The 21836-nt window shown below is 61.9% G+C and carries 18 protein-coding genes; 8 read left to right on the top strand and 10 right to left on the bottom strand.

Annotated features, from left to right (window positions below):
- Positions 1 to 7 precede the first annotated feature (7 nt).
- From aroB to ACSPX5_RS25830, 7 genes are all read right to left on the bottom strand, one after another.
- Positions 8 to 1108 (bottom strand): 3-dehydroquinate synthase, encoded by a 1101-nt coding sequence (gene aroB, locus ACSPX5_RS25860; RefSeq protein ID WP_439820511.1) that lies wholly within the window; start codon positions 1106 to 1108, stop codon positions 8 to 10.
- Positions 1109 to 1250: 142 nt separating this feature from the next.
- Entirely contained in the window at positions 1251 to 1769 is a 519-nt protein-coding gene (gene aroK, locus ACSPX5_RS25855) for a shikimate kinase AroK (protein WP_011332081.1), read from the bottom strand.
- Between the two features lie 4 nt (positions 1770 to 1773).
- Positions 1774 to 3852 (bottom strand): type IV pilus secretin PilQ, encoded by a 2079-nt coding sequence (pilQ, locus tag ACSPX5_RS25850; protein WP_169428508.1) that lies wholly within the window; start codon positions 3850 to 3852, stop codon positions 1774 to 1776.
- 13 nt (positions 3853 to 3865) lie between these two features.
- A complete protein-coding gene (locus ACSPX5_RS25845) occupies positions 3866 to 4390 on the bottom strand; it encodes a pilus assembly protein PilP (RefSeq protein ID WP_323161108.1) in 525 nt (174 codons plus the stop codon).
- Positions 4387 to 5010, bottom strand: coding sequence for a type 4a pilus biogenesis protein PilO (gene pilO / locus ACSPX5_RS25840; RefSeq protein WP_169428506.1), 624 nt, complete (start codon positions 5008 to 5010; stop codon positions 4387 to 4389). The genes ACSPX5_RS25845 and pilO overlap by 4 nt, the downstream gene beginning before the upstream one ends.
- Entirely contained in the window at positions 5007 to 5573 is a 567-nt protein-coding gene (locus ACSPX5_RS25835; RefSeq protein WP_439820510.1) for a PilN domain-containing protein, read from the bottom strand. Before ACSPX5_RS25835 ends, pilO begins: the two co-directional genes overlap by 4 nt.
- Complete coding sequence (locus tag ACSPX5_RS25830) at positions 5573 to 6637, bottom strand: pilus assembly protein PilM (RefSeq protein ID WP_439820509.1); 1065 nt, start codon at positions 6635 to 6637, stop codon at positions 5573 to 5575. Before ACSPX5_RS25830 ends, ACSPX5_RS25835 begins: the two co-directional genes overlap by 1 nt.
- A gap of 219 nt (positions 6638 to 6856) precedes the next feature.
- Here ACSPX5_RS25830 and ACSPX5_RS25825 point away from each other — a divergent pair, with 219 nt between their 5' ends.
- Positions 6857 to 9301, top strand: a complete 2445-nt coding sequence (locus ACSPX5_RS25825; protein ID WP_423815192.1) for a penicillin-binding protein 1A — start codon at positions 6857 to 6859, stop codon at positions 9299 to 9301.
- A 238-nt stretch (positions 9302 to 9539) separates the two neighbouring features.
- Here ACSPX5_RS25825 and ACSPX5_RS25820 read toward each other — a convergent pair whose 3' ends face one another.
- The 3 genes from ACSPX5_RS25820 to rpmE form a co-directional block, all read right to left on the bottom strand.
- The gene (locus ACSPX5_RS25820; protein ID WP_169428502.1) at positions 9540 to 10808 is read right to left on the bottom strand and encodes a malic enzyme-like NAD(P)-binding protein; all 1269 of its coding nucleotides are present in this window, start codon (positions 10806 to 10808) and stop codon (positions 9540 to 9542) included.
- Positions 10809 to 10992: 184 nt separating this feature from the next.
- Entirely contained in the window at positions 10993 to 11775 is a 783-nt protein-coding gene (locus ACSPX5_RS25815) for a thermonuclease family protein (RefSeq protein ID WP_439820508.1), read from the bottom strand.
- 41 nt (positions 11776 to 11816) lie between these two features.
- Positions 11817 to 12035 (bottom strand): 50S ribosomal protein L31, encoded by a 219-nt coding sequence (gene rpmE / locus ACSPX5_RS25810; RefSeq protein WP_007952398.1) that lies wholly within the window; start codon positions 12033 to 12035, stop codon positions 11817 to 11819.
- Between the two features lie 280 nt (positions 12036 to 12315).
- Between rpmE and ACSPX5_RS25805 the strand changes: the two genes are divergently transcribed.
- The 7 genes from ACSPX5_RS25805 (at position 12316) to phaC (ending at position 21706) form a co-directional block, all read left to right on the top strand.
- Positions 12316 to 14535, top strand: coding sequence for a primosomal protein N' (locus ACSPX5_RS25805; RefSeq protein WP_207867224.1), 2220 nt, complete (start codon positions 12316 to 12318; stop codon positions 14533 to 14535).
- Between the two features lie 142 nt (positions 14536 to 14677).
- Positions 14678 to 16414 carry an arginine--tRNA ligase gene (gene argS / locus ACSPX5_RS25800; protein WP_439820507.1) on the top strand — a complete coding sequence of 579 codons (1737 nt, stop codon included), beginning with the start codon at positions 14678 to 14680 and terminating at the stop codon, positions 16412 to 16414.
- Position 16415: 1 nt separating this feature from the next.
- Positions 16416 to 17132, top strand: a complete 717-nt coding sequence (locus ACSPX5_RS25795) for an SPOR domain-containing protein (RefSeq protein WP_085732564.1) — start codon at positions 16416 to 16418, stop codon at positions 17130 to 17132.
- Positions 17133 to 17391: 259 nt separating this feature from the next.
- On the top strand, positions 17392 to 17928 hold the full coding sequence (gene hslV, locus ACSPX5_RS25790; RefSeq protein ID WP_003220875.1) for an ATP-dependent protease subunit HslV: 537 nt from the start codon (positions 17392 to 17394) through the stop codon (positions 17926 to 17928).
- A gap of 49 nt (positions 17929 to 17977) precedes the next feature.
- Positions 17978 to 19315 (top strand): ATP-dependent protease ATPase subunit HslU, encoded by a 1338-nt coding sequence (gene hslU / locus ACSPX5_RS25785; protein ID WP_439820506.1) that lies wholly within the window; start codon positions 17978 to 17980, stop codon positions 19313 to 19315.
- A 76-nt stretch (positions 19316 to 19391) separates the two neighbouring features.
- Complete coding sequence (locus ACSPX5_RS25780; protein WP_085711048.1) at positions 19392 to 19769, top strand: gamma-butyrobetaine hydroxylase-like domain-containing protein; 378 nt, start codon at positions 19392 to 19394, stop codon at positions 19767 to 19769.
- A gap of 257 nt (positions 19770 to 20026) precedes the next feature.
- Positions 20027 to 21706, top strand: coding sequence for a class II poly(R)-hydroxyalkanoic acid synthase (gene phaC / locus ACSPX5_RS25775; RefSeq protein WP_439820505.1), 1680 nt, complete (start codon positions 20027 to 20029; stop codon positions 21704 to 21706).
- Positions 21707 to 21836 lie beyond the last annotated feature (130 nt).

Raw genomic sequence — 21836 nt, 5'->3', positions numbered from 1 at the left:
AATCTTATTAACCTTTAAGCTGAGCCAGAGCGCGGTAATCCGCTCCCAGCGTGGCCTGTAGAACCTCTTTCGGATAATCGTCGGTCACCACCGCTTCGCCCATCCGGCGCAGCAGCACCAGGCGCAAACGACCGTCGATCACTTTTTTGTCAATTGCCATGTGTTCGAGAAAATCGGCCTCGGTCATCTCTTCCGGCGGAATCACCGGCAGACCGGCCCGCTGGAACAGTCGGATGCCGCGATCACGCTCCTGCTCGCTGATCCAGCCAAGGCGCGCGGACATGTCCATCGCCATTACCGTGCCAGCAGCGACCGCTTCACCGTGCAACCAGACACCATAGCCCATGTGGGTCTCGATGGCGTGGCCAAAGGTGTGGCCAAGATTGAGCGTGGCGCGCACACCGGTTTCTTTCTCATCGGCACCGACTACCGCCGCCTTGGCGGCGCAGGAACGCTCGATGGCATAGGTCAGGGCTTTCTGATCCAGTGCACGCAGGGCGTCGACGTTGTCTTCGAGCCAGGTCAGGAACGGCTCGTCGCAGATCAGGCCGTACTTGATGACTTCCGCCAGACCGGCCGACAGTTCACGCGCTGGCAGGGTTTTCAGGGAGGCCGTATCGATCAGCACCACGTTCGGCTGGTAGAAGGCGCCGACCATGTTCTTGCCCAGCGGATGGTTGATGCCGGTCTTGCCGCCCACCGACGAATCGACCTGGGACAGCAGCGTGGTAGGAATCTGGATGAAATCGACGCCGCGCTGGTAGCAGGCGGCTGCAAAACCGGCCATGTCGCCGATCACACCGCCACCGAGAGCGATCACCGTGGTGCGACGGTCATGACGGGCGGTCAGCAGGCCGTCGAAGATCAGTTGCAGGGTTTCCCAGTTCTTGAAGGCTTCGCCGTCTGGCAGCACCACGGAAATTACCGAGTACTGCGCCAGGCTGCGGGTCAGACGCTCGAGATAGAGCGGCGCAACGGTCTCGTTGGAGATGATTGCCACCTGCCGCCCATGGATATGCGGAGCCAGCAGTTCAGGCTGATCCAACAGGCCTTCGCCAATATGAATCGGGTAGCTGCGCTCGCCTAGATCGACCTTGAGTGTCTGCATGTGTCCCCACAGTGAAGATGGAAGCAGGCGTCCTGCCTTGAATTATCGGATGTCCCCGGTCTTGAGTGATGTGACGCCGCTTGCGTGCGATCCGCCACAACCCTCGACAGGACGCCGAGGATAGCGCATTTCGGGCGGCGCTTTAACGGGGCGGAAGTTGCGCCAGGCGGTCAAGAATGTCGAGCACCACCATGCGTGGCGGCCGCTCGTCGGTTTCCACCACCAGATCGGCGATTTCCCGATACAGCGGATCACGAATCGCCAGCAGGTCGCGCAGGGTTTTCTCGGGATTGGCCGTGCGCAACAGCGGGCGATTGCGGTCGCGGGAGGTGCGGCCGACCTGCTGTTCGACGGAGGCGTGCAGATACACCACCCGCCCGCCCTCGTGCAGGGCCTTGCGATTGGCGTCACGCATCACCGCGCCGCCGCCCGTCGCCAGCACCACGCCGTCGAACGCGCACAGCTCGGCGATCATCGCCTGCTCACGATCACGAAAACCGGGCTCGCCTTCCTTGTCGAAGATCCACGGGATATTGGCGCCCGTACGCAGCTCAATTTCCTTGTCGGAATCCTTGAACGGCAGGCGCAGCTCTTTGGCCAGTAATCGGCCGATGGTGCTTTTTCCAGCCCCCATCGGTCCTACAAGAATCAAATTTCGCACAGAATCAACGACTCACAGCAATCGCCTGGTTATTCATGATACGCGGAGTGAGGAATACCAGCAGCTCGGATTTTTTCTCCGAAACCACATCACGCCGGAAAAGGCGGCCAAGATACGGCACATCGCCAAGAAATGGCACCTTATCTACGACCTTGCTTTGAGTATTTGAGAAAACCCCGCCAATCACGATGGTCTCGCCGTCATTCACCAGCACCTTGGCGTTGACCTCGTTTTTCTTGATCGGTGGTACATCCTGCACTTTGTTCAGGTAGTCCGGTTCGTCCTTGGTGACCTTGACCTCCATGATGATGCGGTTGTCCGGGGTGATCTGCGGCGTGACCTCCAGCGACAGCGAGGCCTCCTTGAACGACACCGACGTAGCGCCGCTGGAGCTGGCTTCCTGATACGGAATCTCGGTGCCCTTGAGGATCTTCGCGGTCTCTTTGTCCGAGGTGACCACCTTGGGCTGCGAGACGATTTCGCCGTTGCCGGTCTTTTCCATCGCCGTCAACTCAAGGTCCAGCAAGACGTTGTCGGTGATGAACGCAATGCCGATCCCGGACGTGTTGTTGACCGTGCCCATGTCGACGAACGGCGAGTTGGTGCTGGTGCTCCCCGGCGTGCCGATGGTGGTCGACGAACCGTTGCTGACCCCGGAAGTGTTCCAGTTGCCCTTGTTCTGGATCGACCCGCCCCAGCGCACACCTAGGCTCTTGTCGTAATCGACGTTGGCCTCGACGATCCGCGCCTCAATCATCACCTGACGCACCGGAATATCCAGCTGCGCCACGATCCGCCGCAGTTCATCGAGGCGATCCTGGGTCTGGTAGGCAATGATGTTGTTGGTGCGCTCATCGACGGTGATCGAACCCCGTTCGTCGACCTTGGCCTCGGCACTGGTGACCGACTGGAACAGCTTGGCGATGTCCGCCGCCTTGGCGTAGTTCACTTGCAGCAGCTCGCGGCGCAGCGGCGCCAGTTCGGCGATCTGTTTTTGCGATTCCAGTTCCTGCCGTTCGCGGGCGGCGATTTCATCGGCCGGCGCCACCAGCAACACATTGCCGACCTTGCGCTTGTCCAGCCCCTTGGTCTTGAGCACCAGATCCAGCGCCTGATCCCACGGCACGTTTTGCAGGCGCAAGGTGATCCCGCCCTGTACCGTATCGCTGGCTACCAGATTGAGGTTGGTGAAGTCGGCGATCAGTTGCAGCACCGAACGCACGTCGATGTCCTGAAAGTTGAGGGACAGTTTCTCGCCGCTGTAGCTGTTGCGGTCGGCATTGCGTTTTTGCAGGTCGTCGATCGTCAGCGGCCGGATGCTCACGGTCAGCTTGTTGTCGGTCTGGTAAGTGGAATAGTCGAACGTGCCGCCGGGCTCAACGGTAATGGTCGCCCGATCCCCACTGACGCCGGCATTGACGAACTGCACCGGGGTGGCGAAATCCTTGACGTCGAGACGCACCCGCAATGGCTCTGGCAATTGGGTGCGGGCAAAGTTGAGGATGATTTTGCCGTCGTGTTCCTGGATGTCCGGCGCGATGGTCGGGTCGGACAGGTCGATGACGACATTGCCCTCACCCGCCGTGCCGCGCTGGAAGTCCACACCACGAATGGCCCTGGCGACGGGTGCGTAAGTCCGCGCCGGCGCTGCCACCGGCGTGGAGCGCGGTGTCTTGGCGGCAGGTCGCGGCGCGGTGGCCTTGGTGCCTTGCCCGACCACCACGAACAGCGTGTTGCCCTCCACCCGGGCGTCATACGGCGCCAGTTGCGTCAGATTGATGATCAACCGGGTGCGGTCATTGGCCTCGACCACCGTGGCAGAGCGCGCATTGCCGCTACCGAGGTCGCGAGTCTTGGTCGCGAGCTGGCTGGCTACTCCCGGCAGGTCGAGGGCGATGCGCGCCGGCGAGTCGGTGGTGTAACCCTTGGGCTGCGGCGGCGGGCCGTCGAACGACAGCTTCAGCTCGACGCGATCACCCGGCAGCGCGGCAACATCCAGCGTCTTCAGGTTGGCCGCTTGAACCATCGGTGAAAGCAGCGCTATCCATAGCGAAAAACCGAGGGTGGAGAAAATCCTGTTCATTGTTCGACTTCCACTATGAGTGCTCTTTCAAAGGAATGGTGCGCGGCCGCTCCAGCCAGGCGCCTTCGCCGTCGGGAACGATTTCGACCACATCGACCTGGGAGGCGCTGATCGCGACGATGCGCCCGTCGTTGCGCCCCAGGTAATCGCCGACCTTCAGCCGGTGCACTCCGCCCGCCCCGCGCAGCAGCGCAAAGGAACCGGAGGCATTGGAAATCGTGCCGACCATCTCGAACTGCTCGATGTTGAAACCTTCGAGGTATTGCTTGACCCGGTTCGGATCCGGTTTGACGTTGCGCGAGCCGTGCTGCTGCCCGGCCAGATCGACCCGCACCTGACGCGAGAACGGGCTGCGCAGGTTCGCGGCGCTGTAGGTGAACGTCGGGTAGGAACGAAAGGTTGGCGTCGGCTCGATCCTGCCCGGTGGTCGCAGACGCACTTCATTCATGTAGGCGTCGAGATCGCCGAAGTCGTTGCCGCCGCAACCGCTCAGCCCCAGCATCAATGCCGACAACAGAAGAAAACGGATCGGGCTCATTTTTGCAGCCCCTTGTCGTTGTAGCGGTACGTCTTGGCGAGGATGCTCATGCGCAGCTTCGTCCCGCCTTCCGGGTTGGCCGGCGCCAGCTCGAAGTCGTGCAGGGTCACGATTCGCGGCAATCCGGCCACGCCGCTGACGAAGGTGGCGAGGTCGTGATAGGCGCCCGTGACGGTGATCTGGATCGGCAATTCGATGTAGAACTGCTGCGTCACCTCCGGCAACAGCTTGATCTCTTCGAACTCAAGGCCACTTCCCAGTCCGGTGCGTGTGATGTCCTCCAGCAACCCGGGCACTTCGGTATCGCTGGGCAATTGCCGCAGCAACACGCCGAACGAGTTTTCCATCTCCTTCATCTGCTGGGTGTACAGCTCCAGATTGGCCGCCATGTGCGCCTTGCTGGAGAACTGCTCCTTGAGCGTGGCTTCTTCCGCACGTTTGGTTTCGAGCTCGCTTTCCATGTCGCTGACGAAAAAGTTGTAGCCCAGCGCCAGCACCAGAATCATCAGCAGCACTCCGGCCAGGCCTTTTACTGCCGGTGGCCACGAGCCAATGTTGCCGGTATCCAGCTCGTTGAAGTCGATACTGCGCAGGCTGGCCAGCCATTCGGACGGTTTCATGGCTCGTCCTCCAGGTTCTTCGGCCGGGTCTGATGCACCGTCAACTGGAACATGTTGGCCTGATCCAGCTGCCCCGCCGTGGTTGCCTTGACTTCGTTCAGGGTCGGGGCGTCGAACCAGTCGGACGCTTCGAGATTGCGCATCAGGTCGGACACCCGATTGTTCGACTCCGCTGCACCACTGATCGACAGTGTCTTGCCGACCATCTTCACGCTGGTGAAATAGACGCCGTCGGGAAGGGTCCGCGCCAGTTGATCGAAGATCCGCCCGCTGACCTGCCGGTTGCCCTGCAGGTCCTGGATGATGCGCATGCGCTCCACCAGTTGCTGGCGACGTGCCTTGAGCTCACTGATCTGCTTGATGCGCTCATCAACCACAGCGATCTGCTTGCCGATGTAATCGTTACGCGCCCGTTGATGCTCGATGGCGGTGCTGAAAACCTGCGCGGCAATGAACAGCGCGCCGATGGAACCGACCACCACGCCGGTCAGGGCCAGCAGGAAGCGTTTGCGCCGTTCTTCGCGGCGCTCCTCGCGCCAGGGGAGAAGGTTGATCCGCGCCATCAGTCGAAACTCCTGAGCGCGAGCCCGCAGGCAATCATCAGGGCCGGCGCGTCACTCGCCAGGGCTCCGGCGTTGACCTTGTTGCTCAAGGACATGTCGGAAAACGGATTGGCGACCTGGGTCGGTGTGCCCAGTCGCTCTTCGATCAGCCGGTCCAGCCCCGGCACCGAGGCCGTGCCGCCGGCCAGCAGAATGTGATCGACCGAGTTGTACTGGCCGGAGGCGAAGAAGAACTGCAGTGAACGTGAAACCTGCTGTACCAGCGCCTCGCGAAACGGTTGCAGGACTTCGCTGACGTAATCGTCCGGCAGCCCGCCCTGCTTCTTGGCCAGCCCGGCCTGCTCGAGGGTCAGGCCATAGCGGCGCTGGATTTCCTCGGTCAGCTGGCGACCGCCGAACAGTTGCTCCCGGGTATAGATGATCCGCCCGTTATGCAGGACGCTGAGGGTGGTCATGGTCGCGCCGATGTCGACCACCGCGACCGTCAGGCGCTCCTGGGAGGCCGCCAGTTGCGTGGCCAGCAGGCCGAAGGAGCGTTCCAGCGCATAGGCCTCGACGTCTACCACCCGCGCAGTCAAGCCGGCAAGGGCCAGGGCCGCCTCACGGACTTCGACGTTTTCCTTGCGACAGGCGGCCAGCAGCACGTTGACGCGCTCGGGGTTGCGCGGCGAGATGCCCTGGACTTCGAAATCGATGGCGACTTCGTCCAGCGGATAGGGAATGTACTGGTCGGCTTCGATCTTGAGCTGGTTTTCCAGCTCGTCCTCGGACAAGCCGGCGTCCATCTCGATGACCTTGGTGATCACGGCAGAACCGGCTACCGCCACTGCGACGGTTTTCAGCCCGGTGCGGGCCTTGACCAGCACCCGGGACAGGGCGTGCCCGACGCCTTCGAGTTCGGCGATGTTCTTTTCGACCACGGCATTGGCCGGCAACGGCTCCACCGCGTACGCCTCGACCCGGTAGCGCTCGCCCTGACGGCTCAGCTCCAGCAGCTTCACCGAAGTGGAGCTGATATCGATCCCCAGCAATGTATTGGTCTTTTTATTGAAGAGTCCTAGCACTACCAATTCCCTATGACTTTCCGTGAGTTACGGACTCTGTAATGCGCATTGCGTTCCCTCGCCCCGTCTTGACAGAAGCGCAAATGACGCCCCCAGCGGAAAAGTGCTTATAATGCCCAGCGATTTTTTCCGCTTTTTACTGCCGGCGCGGGCCGTTCTGTGTGTTCCCGGAACCCTGTCGCCCAATTCATTCTTTGCCCTGGATGTCCAAAAGCCTTGATTCGTCTGCTGAAATTCTTCGGTTGGTCCATCGTCGCCGTTTTCTGCGGACTGCTTTTAGTTCTCAGTGGCGCGTTTCTTTACCTTAGTCCGGGTTTGCCATCTGTGGAGGCGCTGAGAAGCATTCAGTTGCAGATTCCGCTCCGGGTGTACAGCAGCGACAACAAGTTGATCGCAGAATTTGGCGAAATGCGCCGCACACCGATCCGTTTCGCCGACATTCCCCCCAATTTCATCAATGCGTTACTAAGTGCTGAAGACGACAACTTCGCCAACCACTACGGCGTCGATCCGAGCAGCCTGATGCGTGCCGCGACCCAACTGGTCAAGAGCGGGCACATCCAGTCCGGCGGCAGCACCATCACCATGCAGGTGGCGAAGAACTTCTTCCTGACCAGCGAACGCAGCTTCTCGCGCAAGACCACGGAAATCCTCCTGGCCCTGCAGATCGAACGCCAGCTGACCAAGGACGAGATCCTTGAGCTGTATGTGAACAAGATCTATCTGGGCAACCGCGCCTACGGCATCGAGGCGGCGGCGCAGGTGTATTACGGCAAGTCGATCCGCGAAGTCAGCCTGGCGCAGATGGCGATGATCGCCGGCCTGCCGAAAGCCCCGTCGCGCTTCAACCCGCTGGCCAACCCGGCGCGCAGCAAGGAGCGTCGCGACTGGATCCTCGGGCGCATGTACAAGCTCGGCAAGATCACCGAGGCCGACTACACCGCCGCCATCAACGAGCCGCTGAACGCCAGCTACCACGTGCCGACCCCGGAAGTGAACGCGCCGTACATCGCCGAGATGGCCCGTGCGGAAATGGTCGGCCGCTACGGCAGCGACGCCTATACCGAAGGTTTCCGCGTCACCACCACGGTGCCGAGCAATCTGCAGGAAATGGCCAACACCGCGCTGCACGAAGGCCTGATGACCTACGATCAGCGTCATGGCTACCGTGGCCCTGAATCGCGCCTGCCGGGCAAGACCCGCGAAGCCTGGGCCACCGAGCTGACCAAGCAACGCACCATCAGCAGCCTGGAGCCGGCCATCGTCACCCAGGTCGACAAGAATGGCCTGCAGGTGCTGACCCGCACCGGTGAAGAACACGTTGCCTGGGACACCATGAAGTGGGCCCGCCCGTTCCTCAATACCAACAGCATGGGCGCAGCTCCGCGTCAGCCATCGGATGTGGCGCAGGTCGGCGATCTGGTGCGCGTGCAGCGCCAGCCGAACAATTCGCTGAAGTTCAGCCAGATTCCGCAGGCCCAGGGCGCGCTGGTATCGCTGGACCCGCAGAACGGCGCGATCCGCTCGCTGGTCGGCGGTTTCGCCTTCGAGCAGAGCAACTACAACCGTGCCATGCAGGCCAAGCGTCAGCCGGGTTCGAGCTTCAAGCCATTCGTTTACAGTGCCGCGCTGGATAACGGCTACACCGCTGCCACGCTGGTCAACGACGCGCCGATCGTGTTCGTCGACGAGTACCTGGACAAGGTCTGGCGCCCGAAGAACGACACCAACACCTTCCTCGGCCCGATCCGTCTGCGTGAAGCGCTGTACAAGTCGCGCAACCTGGTTTCGATCCGCCTGCTGCAAGCCATGGGCGTGGGCAAGACCATCGACTACATCACCCGCTTCGGCTTCAACAAGCAGGACCTGCCGCCAAACCTGTCCCTGGCACTGGGCACCGCGACCCTGACACCGATGGAAATCGCCACTGGCTGGAGCACCTTTGCCAACGGCGGTTACAAGATCACCCCGTACATCATCGACAAAATCGAAAGCCGCAATGGCGACACGCTGTTCGTCGCCAATCCGCCGACCGTGCCACAAGGCGCCTCGGCCACTGACGGCATCGCGGCGCCGGCCAGCCAGTCGTTCACCGTCAACGCCGCACCGGTGCCGGGCGAAGCGCCGGGCGCTGCAGCGGTGCCACAAGCGCCGGCAGTCGCCGAGCGCATCGTCGATGGCCGCACCACATACATCCTCAACAGCATGTTGCAGGACGTGATCAAGCTCGGCACCGGTCGTCGCGCACTGGCCATGGGTCGCAGCGACATCGCCGGCAAGACCGGTACGACCAACGAATCCAAGGACGCATGGTTCTCCGGTTACAACGCCGATTACGTGACTACGGTCTGGACCGGGTTCGACCAGCCGGAAAGCCTCGGTCGCCGGGAGTTCGGCGGTACTGTGGCGCTGCCGATCTGGATGAACTACATGAGCGCAGCGCTCAAGGACAAACCGCCGCATGTCCAGCCGGAACCGGAAGGCATCCTCAGTCTGCGGGTGGACCCGGTCAGCGGCCGCGCAGCGTCGCCGAGCACGCCAGGCGCCTACTTCGAGCTGTTCAAGGCTGAGGACACTCCACCGTCGGTAAACGAGATCGGCAACGGCACGGCACCGGGCAGCCCGCTGCCGGCGGATGAACAGGCGCCGATCGACCTGTTCTGATCCTGATCCGCAAAAAGCCCCGCCTTCGTGAGAAGTGCGGGGCTTTTTTATGCCTGCCAGATTTGTATTGCATGGACTGACCCCTTCGCGAGCAAGCCCGCTCCCACATTGGAATGCATTTCACCTGTGGGAGCGGGCCTGTTCGCGAAGAGGCCCTCGCCGACAACACAGAATTCATAGGCACAAAAAAGCCCCGACTCTCGCGAGCCGGGGCTTCCGGTTGAAGCACTACAACGACTTAGCCGTTGAACACATCATCCACGCTTTTCAGCGGGTAGTTCTTCGGATACGGCAGGGTTGCTACGCCGGTCTCGATCGCAGCCTTGGCCACGGCGTCGGAGATCACGGTGATCAGGCGCTTGTCCATTGGCTTCGGAATGATGTACTCACGACCGAATTCCAGGGAGATGCCGCCGTAGGCGTCGCACACTTCCTGAGGGACCGGCAGCTTGGCCAGTTCGCGCAGGGCGTTGGCGGCAGCGATCTTCATTTCTTCGTTGATGCGCTTGGCGCGAACGTCCAGGGCACCGCGGAAGATGAACGGGAAGCCCAGCACGTTGTTGACCTGGTTCGGGTAGTCCGAACGGCCGGTGGCCATGATCACGTCGTTGCGGGTGGCGTGAGCCAGTTCCGGGGAGATTTCCGGATCCGGGTTGGAGCAGGCGAAGACGATCGGGTTGGCCGCCATGCGCTTGAGTTGCTCGGCGCTCAGCAGGTTCGGGCCCGACAGGCCGACGAATACGTCAGCGCCTTCGATGGCGTCGTCCAGGGTGCGCTTCTCGGTAGGATGAGCGAACACGGCCTTGTACTGGTTCAGGTCGTCACGGCCAGCGTGGATCACGCCGGTACGGTCAACCATGAAGATGTTCTCGACCTTGGCGCCCATGCTCACCAGCAGTTTCATGCAGGAGATGGCGGCTGCGCCAGCGCCCAGGCAGACGATCTTGGCGTCGGCCAGGGTTTTGCCAGCGATTTCCAGGGCGTTGATCATGCCCGCAGCGGTCACGATCGCGGTGCCGTGCTGGTCATCGTGGAACACCGGAATGTCGCACTGCTCGATCAGGGCGCGTTCGATCTCGAAGCACTCCGGAGCCTTGATGTCTTCCAGGTTGATGCCACCGAAGGTGATGGAAATGCGTTTTACGGTGTCGATGAAGGCTTGCGGGCTTTCGGAATCGACTTCGATGTCGAATACGTCGATACCGGCGAAGCGCTTGAACAGCACGCCTTTACCTTCCATGACCGGCTTGGAAGCCAGTGGGCCGAGGTTACCCAGGCCCAGAATCGCGGTGCCATCGGAAATGACTGCAACCAGGTTGCCCTTGCCGGTGTACTTGTAGGCCAGTTCAGGATCGCGGGCGATCTCGCGCACTGGTTCAGCTACGCCGGGGCTGTAGGCCAGCGACAGGTCGCGGGCGGTAGCAGTGGCCTTGGTGAGCTCGACACTCAGCTTCCCTGGACGAGGATGGGCATGATATTCGAGAGCGGCAGTTTTCAGATCAGACATTTTGGCATTCCGCTTTTTACTGTTGGACAGACTGGTCAGCGAGGATACGCGCCTCGCAAAGTCCCCACAAGACTGCCCGGTCACCCCTGTCAAGCGCCCTGCCCTACGACTTTGGGCCAAGAGCCACGGCGCACAAGGGTTAGACTGTTCACAATCGACAGAAAAAATGTCTACAATTTTTTATTCAGCGGGACGGCTGGAGTATCGAAGGATCGGTCAGCGGCAACAGCCAGCGCGCCTGGCCTGATTTCAATCCACCGCGCCGAGAACGGTCGACCACCCAGCCACGGGCCTCGATCTGCTTGCCCTTCAACGCTTGCAGAGAGGCACCATCGAAACGATCCAGCAGATTGGGTGCAACGCGCAGTACAAGCTTGTCCTGCAACTCGATCCAGATTCCGCCGCGATTGCGCTGAACCTTGCTCACACGCCCGCTGACCAGCGCGAACCCCGAACGCTCGATCTGCTCCGCTTTCAGTACAGGTGAGCGCTTCCACAGGCCAAGCCCGGCCTGTCGCGCGCGGCGTTCGGCGGCTTGCTGGCAATCGACCAGATCGACATTCGGCGCCACCGCGACCTGGAAACCGAGGCCATCGGCGAGCATCTGCGCTTCGAGGTTCTCACCCCTGGCGCTGAAAACATGGGCCAGGGTGCGGCCGTAATGGTCTTTGGGCTGGGCGCCGAGTCGCAGGCCAACCCGCCCGTCGCTCTCGGCGACCAGGGCTTCGAGACGCTTGCGCGCGGCAACCGCGAACGGCTCGTCGCTGCGGCCCTGCTTGCCGAGTTCGGGCGTATTGAGACCGATCATCCGCACATTGCGCCCGTCGCTCAGGCGCAGGGTGTCGCCGTCGACCACTCGCTGCACGGTGGCGCTGTCCAGCCCGGACGGCGCCGGGCAGAAGGCCTGGGCGGCGGAGAGCCAAATCGCGGACACAAAAAAGGCGCCCGCAAGGGACGCCTTTTTCATCAGACCGGAAAAGCCGCTGAGGTTTTCCAGAATGAAGGGCCTTAGGCCTTTTTCGCGCCGAAAGCACCGAAACGGTCGGCGAACTTCTGAACGCGACCACCGGTGTCCAGAGTCTTCTGCTTACCGGTGTAGAACGGGTGGCACTCGTTGCAAACGTCGATCGCCAGGGCTTTGCCGAAGGTCGAACGGGTTTCGAACTTGTTGCCGCAGCTGCAAGTTACTGCAACTTCTGGGTAATTCGGGTGGATATCGGCTTTCATGGTGTTTTCCTCAGCTGGCGTGCCGCCATCCAACACGATTGTTGAATACCGCACGTAATTAGGCCGCGGATTCTACCAGACAATCCCGATCACGCAAGCTGTCACTGAGACCGACCGTCTGCTAGGCTCGCGCCCCAAATGCTGATCATCTGCGCGCAACCCTGAGAGTCGCATAAAGTCGGCATCTTCATCGACTGTCAGGACGCTTTCGCGGGCAAGCCCGCTCCCACAGGGTTCGCGCTCAGCCTTTCTTATTGCCCGCTCACAGAGAATCCCCCGCGTGCCCGACGCCATTCTGCGCCTCGCCCTGCCTTCGCCCCTGCGCCGCCTGTTCGACTACCGGGCCCCGGCCGGCGTGCTGCGTTCGCAGTTGCAACCGGGCATGCGCCTGCGGGTGCCGTTTGGCCGGCGGGAGATGATCGGGATTCTGGTGGAAGTCACTGACACCAGCGAAGTGCCGGTGGAAAAACTCAAGCCGGCGCTGGCCCTGCTCGATGCCACCGCACCGCTGCCGCCGGCGCTGTTCAAGCTGTGTCTGTGGACGGCCCAGTATTATCAGCACAGCCTCGGCGACACTCTGAGCTGGGCGTTGCCGGTGCTGTTGCGTCAGGGCGAACTGGCCGAGGTTCGGCAGGAACGCTTCTGGTCCGCCGCCCCCGGCGCCAGCCTCGATGACCCGCGCATCGCCCGCGCCCCGCGCCAGCGTGAAGCCTTGGCAACTTTGGCCCAGCACCCTCACGGCGTCGCCCATCAGTTGCTGAGCAAACTGATGCTGAGCAAGGACAGCCTCGACCTGCTGCTGGCCAAGAATCTGGTGCAGGTCGAAGTGCGCCGCCACGCCCCCGGCGCACGCCATGAACACTGGCTGGCCCAGCCCGAGCTGCCGCTCAACAGCGAACAGCGCGCCGCGTACGAGGCGATTCGCGCCGGTTTCGACAGTTATCACGCATTCCTGCTCGCCGGGGTTACTGGCAGCGGCAAGACCGAAGTCTATTTGCAGCTGATCCGCGAAACCCTCGAGGCCGGCAAGCAGGCGCTGGTGCTGATCCCGGAGATCAACCTCGGCCCGCAGACCCTCGCCCGTTTCGAACAACGCTTCAATGCGCGCATCGCCCTGCTGCACTCGGCGGTCAACGATCGTGATCGTCTGGATGCCTGGCTCGCCGCCCGCGATGGCGAGGCCGACATTATTATCGGCACTCGTTCAGCGCTGTTCACCCCGATGAAAAATCCGGGGCTGATCATCATCGACGAAGAACACGACGGCTCCTATAAACAGCAGGAGGGCCTGCGTTACCACGCGCGGGATCTGGCGCTGGTGCGGGCGCGGCAGGAAAACATCCCGATCGTGCTCGGCTCAGCGACGCCATCGCTGGAAAGCCTGCACAACGCCTACACCGGTCGTTACGGGCTCCTGCGCCTGAACGAACGGGCCGGCGGTGCCAAGCAACCACGATTCCTGCGCCTGGATGTGAAAAGCCGTCCGCTGGACAGCGGCATTTCCGGGCCGATGCAGCAAGCCATCGGCCAGACCCTCGCCGCCGGCCAGCAGGTGCTGGTATTCCTCAACCGCCGGGGGTTTGCCCCGACCCTGCTGTGTCACGATTGCGGCTGGATGTCCGAGTGCCAGCGTTGCGATGCGCGGATGACCGTGCACCAGCGTTACGGCGAACTGCGCTGCCACCACTGCGGTTACGTCGAGCGCGTGCCGCGCCAGTGCCCGAAGTGCAACAAGGTCGATCTGCGGCCGGTGGGCGCCGGCACCGAGCGGGCCGAAGAACGACTGGCGATTCTGTTCCCGGACTATCCGGTACTGCGCGTCGACCGGGACAGCACGTCGCGCAAGGACGCGATGAACCAACTGTTCGCCACGATTCAGAAAGGTCAGCCATGCATTCTGGTCGGCACCCAGATGTTGGCCAAGGGTCACCACTTCCCCCGGGTCACCCTGGTGTCGATCCTCGACGCCGACGGCGGACTGTTTTCCGGCGACTTCCGCGCCAGCGAGCGCATGGCGCAATTGATCGTGCAGGTCGCCGGCCGTGCCGGGCGGGCGGAAGAACCGGGCAAGGTGATCATCCAGACGCATCTGGCCGACCATCCTTTATTGGTGCAGTTGACCGAGCAGGGTTACTTCGCCTTCGCCGAGCAGGCCCTTAGCGAACGCCGAGCCGCCGGCCTGCCGCCGTTCGCCCACCTCGCCCTGCTGCGCGCCGAAGCGCACAAGCCGGGACAGGCCGAAGGCTTTCTCGATGAAGCCTGCAGCGAGGCCGAGCGTTTGCTGGCCGAACAGAACCTGAGCGGAATCGAATTGCTGGGCCCCGTGCCGGCGCCGATGGAACGCCGGGCCGGACGCTTCCGCGCGCAGCTGCTGTTGCAGGCCACGGCCCGGGCGCCGCTGCACCGATTGCTGGCGAGCTGGCTGCTGGCGCTGGAACAAATGCCGAGCGGCCGGGCGGTGCGCTGGTCGCTGGATGTCGACCCGGTGGATCTGTACTGACCGGGCAAAACCGGCCGAATTGTCACCACACATCCACATCCTGCCTGCTAAGGTTGGCAAGCCCGTCTTCGCAACGGATAATGCCCAGTTTTTCCACCCGCGCATCGATGCGCCGCCGCGCTTGCGGTCGAAAGAGAAGACCATGAAAGACACCATTCGCCAGCTGATCCAACAAGCCCTCACCCAACTCGTCAACGAAGGTGTGTTGCCTGAAGGCCTGACGCCGGCGATCCAGGTGGAAAACGCCCGGGACAAGACCCACGGCGACTTCGCCAGCAACATCGCGATGATGCTGGCCAAGCCTGCCGGCATGAAACCGCGTGATCTGGCGGAAAAAATCATCGCCGCCCTGCCGGCTGACGAAAACGTCACCAAGGCCGAAATCGCCGGTCCCGGTTTCATCAACTTCTTCCAGAACACTCAAGCACTGGCCTCCCGCCTCGACGCCGCCCTGGCCGACGATCACGTTGGCGTGCGCAAGGCCGGTCCGGCGCAACGCACCGTGGTCGACCTGTCGGCACCGAACCTGGCCAAAGAGATGCACGTCGGCCACTTGCGCTCGACCATCATTGGCGACGGCGTGGCGCGGGTACTCGAATTCCTCGGCGACACCGTCATCCGTCAGAACCACGTCGGCGACTGGGGCACCCAGTTCGGCATGCTGATGGCGTATCTGCAGGAAAACCCGATCACCAGCGACGAGCTGTCGGACCTGGAAAACTTCTACCGCGCCGCCAAGCAACGCTTCGACGAGTCAGCGGAATTCGCCGACCGCGCCCGTGGCCTGGTGGTCAAGCTGCAGGCCGGCGATGCCGAGTGTCTGGCACTGTGGACCAAGTTCAAGGACATCTCGCTGTCGCACTGCCAGAAGATCTACGAACTGCTCAACGTCAAACTGACCATGGCCGACGTGATGGGCGAAAGCGCCTACAACGAAGACCTGATCAACGTGGTCAACGACCTGAAAGCCGCCGGCATGCTGGTCGAAAGCAACGGCGCCCAGTGCGTGTTCCTCGACGAATTCAAGAACGCCGAAGGCGAGCCGCTGCCGGTGATCATCGTCAAGGCTGACGGCGGCTACCTGTACGCCACCACCGACCTGGCGGCCGTGCGCTACCGCAGCGGCAAGCTGAAGGCCGACCGTGCGCTGTACTTCGTCGACCAGCGTCAGGCCCTGCACTTCCAGCAAGTGTTCGCCGTGGCGCGCAAGGCCGGCTTCGTGACCCATCCGATGGAAATGGAACACATGGGCTTCGGCACCATGAACGGCGCCGACGGCCGTCCGTTCAAGACCCGTGACGGCGGCACCGTGAAGCTGATCGATCTGCTGACTGAAGCTCAGGAACGCGCTTACACCCTGGTGAAAGACAAGAATCCGGAACTGGCGGAAGACGAACTGCGCAACATCGCCAAAGTCGTGGGCATCGGCGCGGTGAAATACGCCGACCTGTCGAAGCACCGCACCAGCGACTACAGCTTCAACTTCGACCTGATGCTCAACTTCGAAGGCAACACCGCGCCGTACCTGCTGTACGCCTACACTCGTGTGGCTGGTGTGTTCCGCAAACTGGGCAAGGATTTCAGCGAAGTCGACGGCCAGATCGTCCTCGAAGCGGCGCACGAACAGGAACTGGCGGCCAAACTGGCGCAGTTCGGTGAAGTGCTGAACAACGTTGCGGAAAAGGGCACGCCACACACCCTGTGCACCTACCTGTACGACGTGGCCGGCCTGTTCTCCAGCTTCTACGAGAACTGCCCGATCCTCGCCGCCGAGACCCCGGCACAAATGCAAAGCCGTCTGCGCCTTGCCGCGCTGACCGGCCGTACCCTCAAGCAAGGCCTGGAACTGCTCGGCCTGGAAACCCTGGAGCGTATGTAAGTTGGCTGCCAAGAAAAAACCTGCACCCAAGCGTGGCGCCAGCCGTTACCAAGCTCCTGCGAAGCAACCGATTCCGGGTTGGCTGTGGATGGCCATCGGCCTGACGGTCGGCGCGTTCATCGTGTTCCTGATGAAACTGGAGCCGGGCAAGGGCAGCGACACGGTCAAGCGCGAGAAGGTCGAGCAACAGCAACAACAGAAGGCCACCAAGATCGCCGAGGCCAACAAGACCCCGCCGAGCCCGACTCAACCAGTGAAGCCGAAGTACGACTTCTACACCCTGCTGCCGGAATCGGAAGTGATCGTGCCGCCTGATGCGGTGCCGGAGAAAACCCTGCCGACGCCACAGGTGCCGGCGATCCCGACCACGCCGGTGACCCCGGCGGAAGCGGCGAAGATCGACACGGCGCGGGCGCAGGCTGCACTGGCCGGGATCACCCCGCCGCCAGCGCCACCGGTGACCAAGGCTGCGCCGGTGACCAAGTTCTTCCTCCAGGCCGGCTCGTTCCGCAAAGAGGCCGATGCCGACAAGGTGCGCGCGCAGATCATTCTGCTCGGCCAGGCGGTAGCGGTTGAATCCGGGACGGTGAAGGATGAAACCTGGTATCGCGTACTGGTCGGCCCGTTCAGCAACCGCGAACAACTGACCACCGCCCAGAAACAACTGGCGGGCGCAGGTTTCAGCAACCTGTTGTTACAACAACGCCAGAGCCGCTAACAACTCCCCACCGATCGCTCCCACGCTCTGCGTGGGGAATGCAGCCCGGGACGCTCCGCGTCCCTTGCCGCAGGGACGCGGAGCGTCCATTGAGGCATTCCCGCGCGGAGCGTGGGAGCGATCACGTTGCTTTGCGTGAGAACGACCCCGCGCAAACCACCGCTCGTCCCCTCTCCCTCCCCGCAGTTGAAATCCTCTCCACCACCCCCATATGAATGGGCATAAGGCATTTTCGCCCCGCAGTGTGGAGACTCTTCCCTTGACCACCATCGTTTCAGTCCGCCGCCACGGCAAAGTCGTCATGGGCGGCGACGGCCAGGTTTCTCTCGGCAACACCGTGATGAAAGGCAACGCGAAGAAAGTTCGTCGCCTGTACCACGGTCAGGTCATCGCCGGTTTCGCCGGTGCCACCGCCGACGCCTTCACCCTGTTCGAACGTTTCGAAGGCCAGCTCGAGAAACATCAGGGCCATCTGATCCGCGCCGCCGTCGAACTCGCCAAAGAATGGCGCACCGACCGCTCCCTGAGCCGCCTCGAAGCGATGCTCGCGGTCGCCAACAAGGACGCTTCACTCATCATCACTGGCAACGGTGACGTGGTCGAACCCGAGAATGGCCTGATCGCCATGGGTTCCGGTGGCGGTTACGCCCAGGCTGCAGCCAGCGCGCTGTTGAAAAAGACCGACCTGTCGGCCCGTGAAATCGTCGAAACCGCACTGGGCATCGCTGCCGACATCTGCGTATTCACCAACCACACCCAGACCATTGAGGAGCAGGATCTCGCTGAAGAAGCCTGATACGGCCCCTGTGCCACGGCTTGTTTCTGCTTGAGGACCGTCAATTATTATGTCCATGACTCCCCGCGAAATCGTCCACGAACTCAACCGCCATATCATCGGCCAGGACGATGCCAAGCGCGCCGTCGCGATTGCCCTGCGCAACCGCTGGCGTCGCATGCAACTGCCTGAAGAGCTGCGCGTTGAAGTGACCCCGAAGAACATCCTGATGATCGGTCCGACCGGTGTCGGTAAAACCGAGATCGCCCGTCGCCTGGCCAAGCTGGCCAATGCGCCGTTCATCAAGGTCGAAGCGACCAAGTTCACCGAAGTCGGCTACGTCGGCCGCGACGTCGAATCGATCATCCGTGATCTGGCCGATGCCGCGATCAAGATGCTGCGCGAGCAGGAAATGACCCGCGTTCGCCACCGCGCCGAAGACGCCGCCGAGGACCGCATCCTCGACGCCCTGCTGCCACCGGCACGCATGGGTTTCAGCAACGAAGAAGCGCCGACCCAGGATTCCAACACCCGCCAGCTGTTCCGCAAGCGCCTGCGCGAAGGTCAGCTGGACGACAAGGAAATCGAGATCGAAGTCGCCGAAATGGCCGGCATCGAGATCGCCACGCCGCCAGGCATGGAAGAGATGACCAACCAGCTTCAGTCCCTGTTCGCCAACATGGGCAAGGGCAAGAAGAAGTCCCGCAAGCTCAAGGTCAAGGAAGCGCTGAAGCTGGTGCGCGATGAAGAAGCCGGTCGCCTGGTCAACGAAGAAGAGTTGAAGGCCAAGGCCCTGGAAGCGGTCGAGCAGCACGGCATCGTGTTCATCGACGAAATCGACAAGGTCGCCAAGCGCGGCAATGTCGGCGGCGCCGATGTGTCCCGTGAAGGCGTGCAACGTGACCTGCTGCCGCTGATCGAGGGCTGCACCGTCAACACCAAGCTGGGCATGGTCAAGACCGACCACATCCTGTTCATCGCCTCCGGCGCGTTCCATCTGAGCAAGCCGAGCGATCTGGTGCCGGAGCTGCAAGGCCGTCTGCCGATCCGCGTCGAACTCAAGGCCCTGAGCCCGGAAGACTTCGAGCGTATCCTCAGCGAACCGCATGCCTCGCTCACCGAGCAATACTGCGCGCTGCTGAAGACCGAAGGCCTGAACATCCAGTTCCAGCCTGAAGGCATCAAGCGTCTGGCGGAGATCGCCTGGCAGGTCAACGAGAAGACCGAGAACATCGGTGCCCGTCGCCTGCACACCCTGCTCGAGCGCCTGCTGGAAGAGGTGTCGTTCAGTGCCGGCGATCTGGCCAGCGCCCACGACGAAAAGGCGATCCTGATCGACGCCGAGTACGTCAACAGCCACCTGGGCGAATTGGCGCAGAACGAAGACCTGTCCCGTTATATCCTGTAAGCCATACTTACAGTGGTCGTGAAACTGTGGGAGCCATCGGCTCCCACAATTTTTTTCACCTGACGGAACGCCGGCGATGACCCAACTCCCTACCGACATCAAACTGCACAAAGCCTCGAAAACCCTGTCGCTCAAATACGCGTCCGGCGAGGAATACACCCTGCCCGCCGAATTCCTGCGTGTGCATTCCCCCTCCGCCGAGGTTCAGGGCCACGGCAAACCGATCCTGCAATTCGGCAAGCTGCACGTCGGCCTGACCAAGGTAGAACCGGCCGGTCAGTACGCACTGAAACTGACCTTCGACGACGGTCACGACAGCGGCCTGTTCACCTGGGATTACCTCTACGAACTGGGGCGACGTTATGACGCACTCTGGGCGGATTATCTGGCCGAGCTCAAAGCCGCCGGCAAAACCCGCGACCCGGACGAGTCTGTCGTCAAGCTGATGCTCTAGTCCGCGCCTCGTACTGTTTAGAGGGCATTTTCTAGATTCATCTGTTTGAATGCTCCGCTAAAGCGGCCCGGGATCGGCTGCTTGCGAAAAAAATCAATCTCGGGTAACCAATGGAACTGGCAAGTTCCCTGCAGTGCTCTACGACTGTAAAGCAGCTATGCAGAATCAACGGTCACCCGAGCAGTAGTACCTGGCATTGGCTGTGGAACTGCACAGCAGAAACCGGGTACTCGTCTCAGGACAATGGAGCGTCGTAGATGAGTAACAAGAATAACGATGATTTGAAGTACCAGGCCTCGGAAAACACCCTGGGGCTGAATCCTGTCGTTGGGCTTCGCGGAAAGGATCTGCTGGCCTCTGCTCGAATGGTGCTGACCCAGGCCATCAAACAACCGATCCATAGCGTCAAGCACGTCACTCATTTCGGTCTCGAATTGAAGAACGTGCTGTTCGGCAAATCAGAACTGCAACCGGCCAGCGATGACCGTCGCTTCGTCGATCCGGCGTGGAGTCAGAACCCGCTGTACAAACGTTACCTGCAAACCTACCTGGCATGGCGCAAGGAACTCCATGCCTGGATCGACGACAGCAGCCTCTCGCCCAAGGACATTGCGCGCGGCCACTTCGTGATCAACCTGATGACCGAAGCCATGGCGCCGACCAACACGGCGGCCAACCCCGCGGCGGTCAAACGCTTCTTCGAAACCGGCGGCAAGAGCCTGCTCGACGGCCTCTCGCATCTGGCCAAGGATCTGGTGCACAACGGCGGCATGCCGAGCCAGGTCAACATGGGCGCGTTCGAGGTCGGCAAGAGCCTGGGCGTGACCGAAGGCGCGGTGGTGTTTCGCAACGACGTGCTGGAGCTGATCCAGTACAAGCCGATGACCGAGCAAGTGCACGAGCGCCCGCTGCTGGTGGTGCCGCCGCAGATCAACAAGTTCTATGTATTCGACCTGAGCCCGGACAAGAGCCTGGCGCGCTTCTGCCTGCGCAACAATGTGCAGACCTTCATCGTCAGCTGGCGCAACCCGACCAAGGAACAGCGCGAGTGGGGCCTCTCGACCTACATCGAAGCCCTGAAGGAAGCGGTCGACGTGGTCACCGCGATCACCGGCAGCAAGGACGTCAACATGCTCGGCGCCTGCTCCGGCGGCATCACCTGCACCGCCCTGCTCGGCCACTACGCCGCCACCGGTGAAAACAAGGTCAATGCCCTGACCCTGCTGGTCAGCGTGCTCGATACAACGCTGGACAGCGACGTCGCGCTGTTCGTCGACGAGCAGACCCTGGAGATGGCCAAGCGTCATTCGTATCAGGCCGGCGTGCTGGAAGGCAAAGACATGGCCAAGGTCTTCGCCTGGATGCGCCCCAACGACCTGATCTGGAACTACTGGGTCAACAACTACCTGCTCGGCAACGAGCCGCCAGTGTTCGACATCCTGTTCTGGAACAACGATACGACTCGACTGCCGGCCGCGTTCCACGGCGACCTCATCGAGATGTTCAAAAACAACCCACTGATCCGCCCCAATGCACTGGAAGTGTGCGGCACGCCGATCGACCTCAAGCAGGTGACCGCCGACATCTTCTCGCTGGCCGGCACCAACGACCACATCACCCCGTGGAAGTCCTGCTACAAGTCGGCGCAGCTGTTTGGCGGCAAGGTGGAATTCGTGCTGTCCAGCAGCGGGCATATCCAGAGCATCCTGAACCCGCCGGGCAACCCGAAATCACGCTACATGACCAGCGATGAAATGACCGCCAATGCCGATGACTGGCAGGAAAACTCGACCAAGCACGCCGACTCCTGGTGGCTGTACTGGCAGGCGTGGCAGGCCGCGCGGTCAGGCGAGTTGAAAAAGGCGCCGACCAAACTGGGCAACAAGGCGTATCCGGCAGGTGAAGCCTCGCCGGGCACTTACGTACACGAGCGGTAACCGACACACCTCACTCCCCTGTGGGAGCGGGCTTGCTCGCGAAAGCGGTTGATCAGCCAACATCAATGGCGACTGACACGACGCCTTCGCGAGCAAGCCCGCTCCCACAAGGGGTAAGAGGTGATATTGA

The organism is Pseudomonas sp. HLG18 (genome assembly GCF_051903985.1).
Classification (GTDB): Bacteria; Pseudomonadota; Gammaproteobacteria; order Pseudomonadales; family Pseudomonadaceae; genus Aquipseudomonas; species Aquipseudomonas fluorescens_BT.
This window is presented reverse-complemented; position numbering and strand designations above follow the sequence as displayed.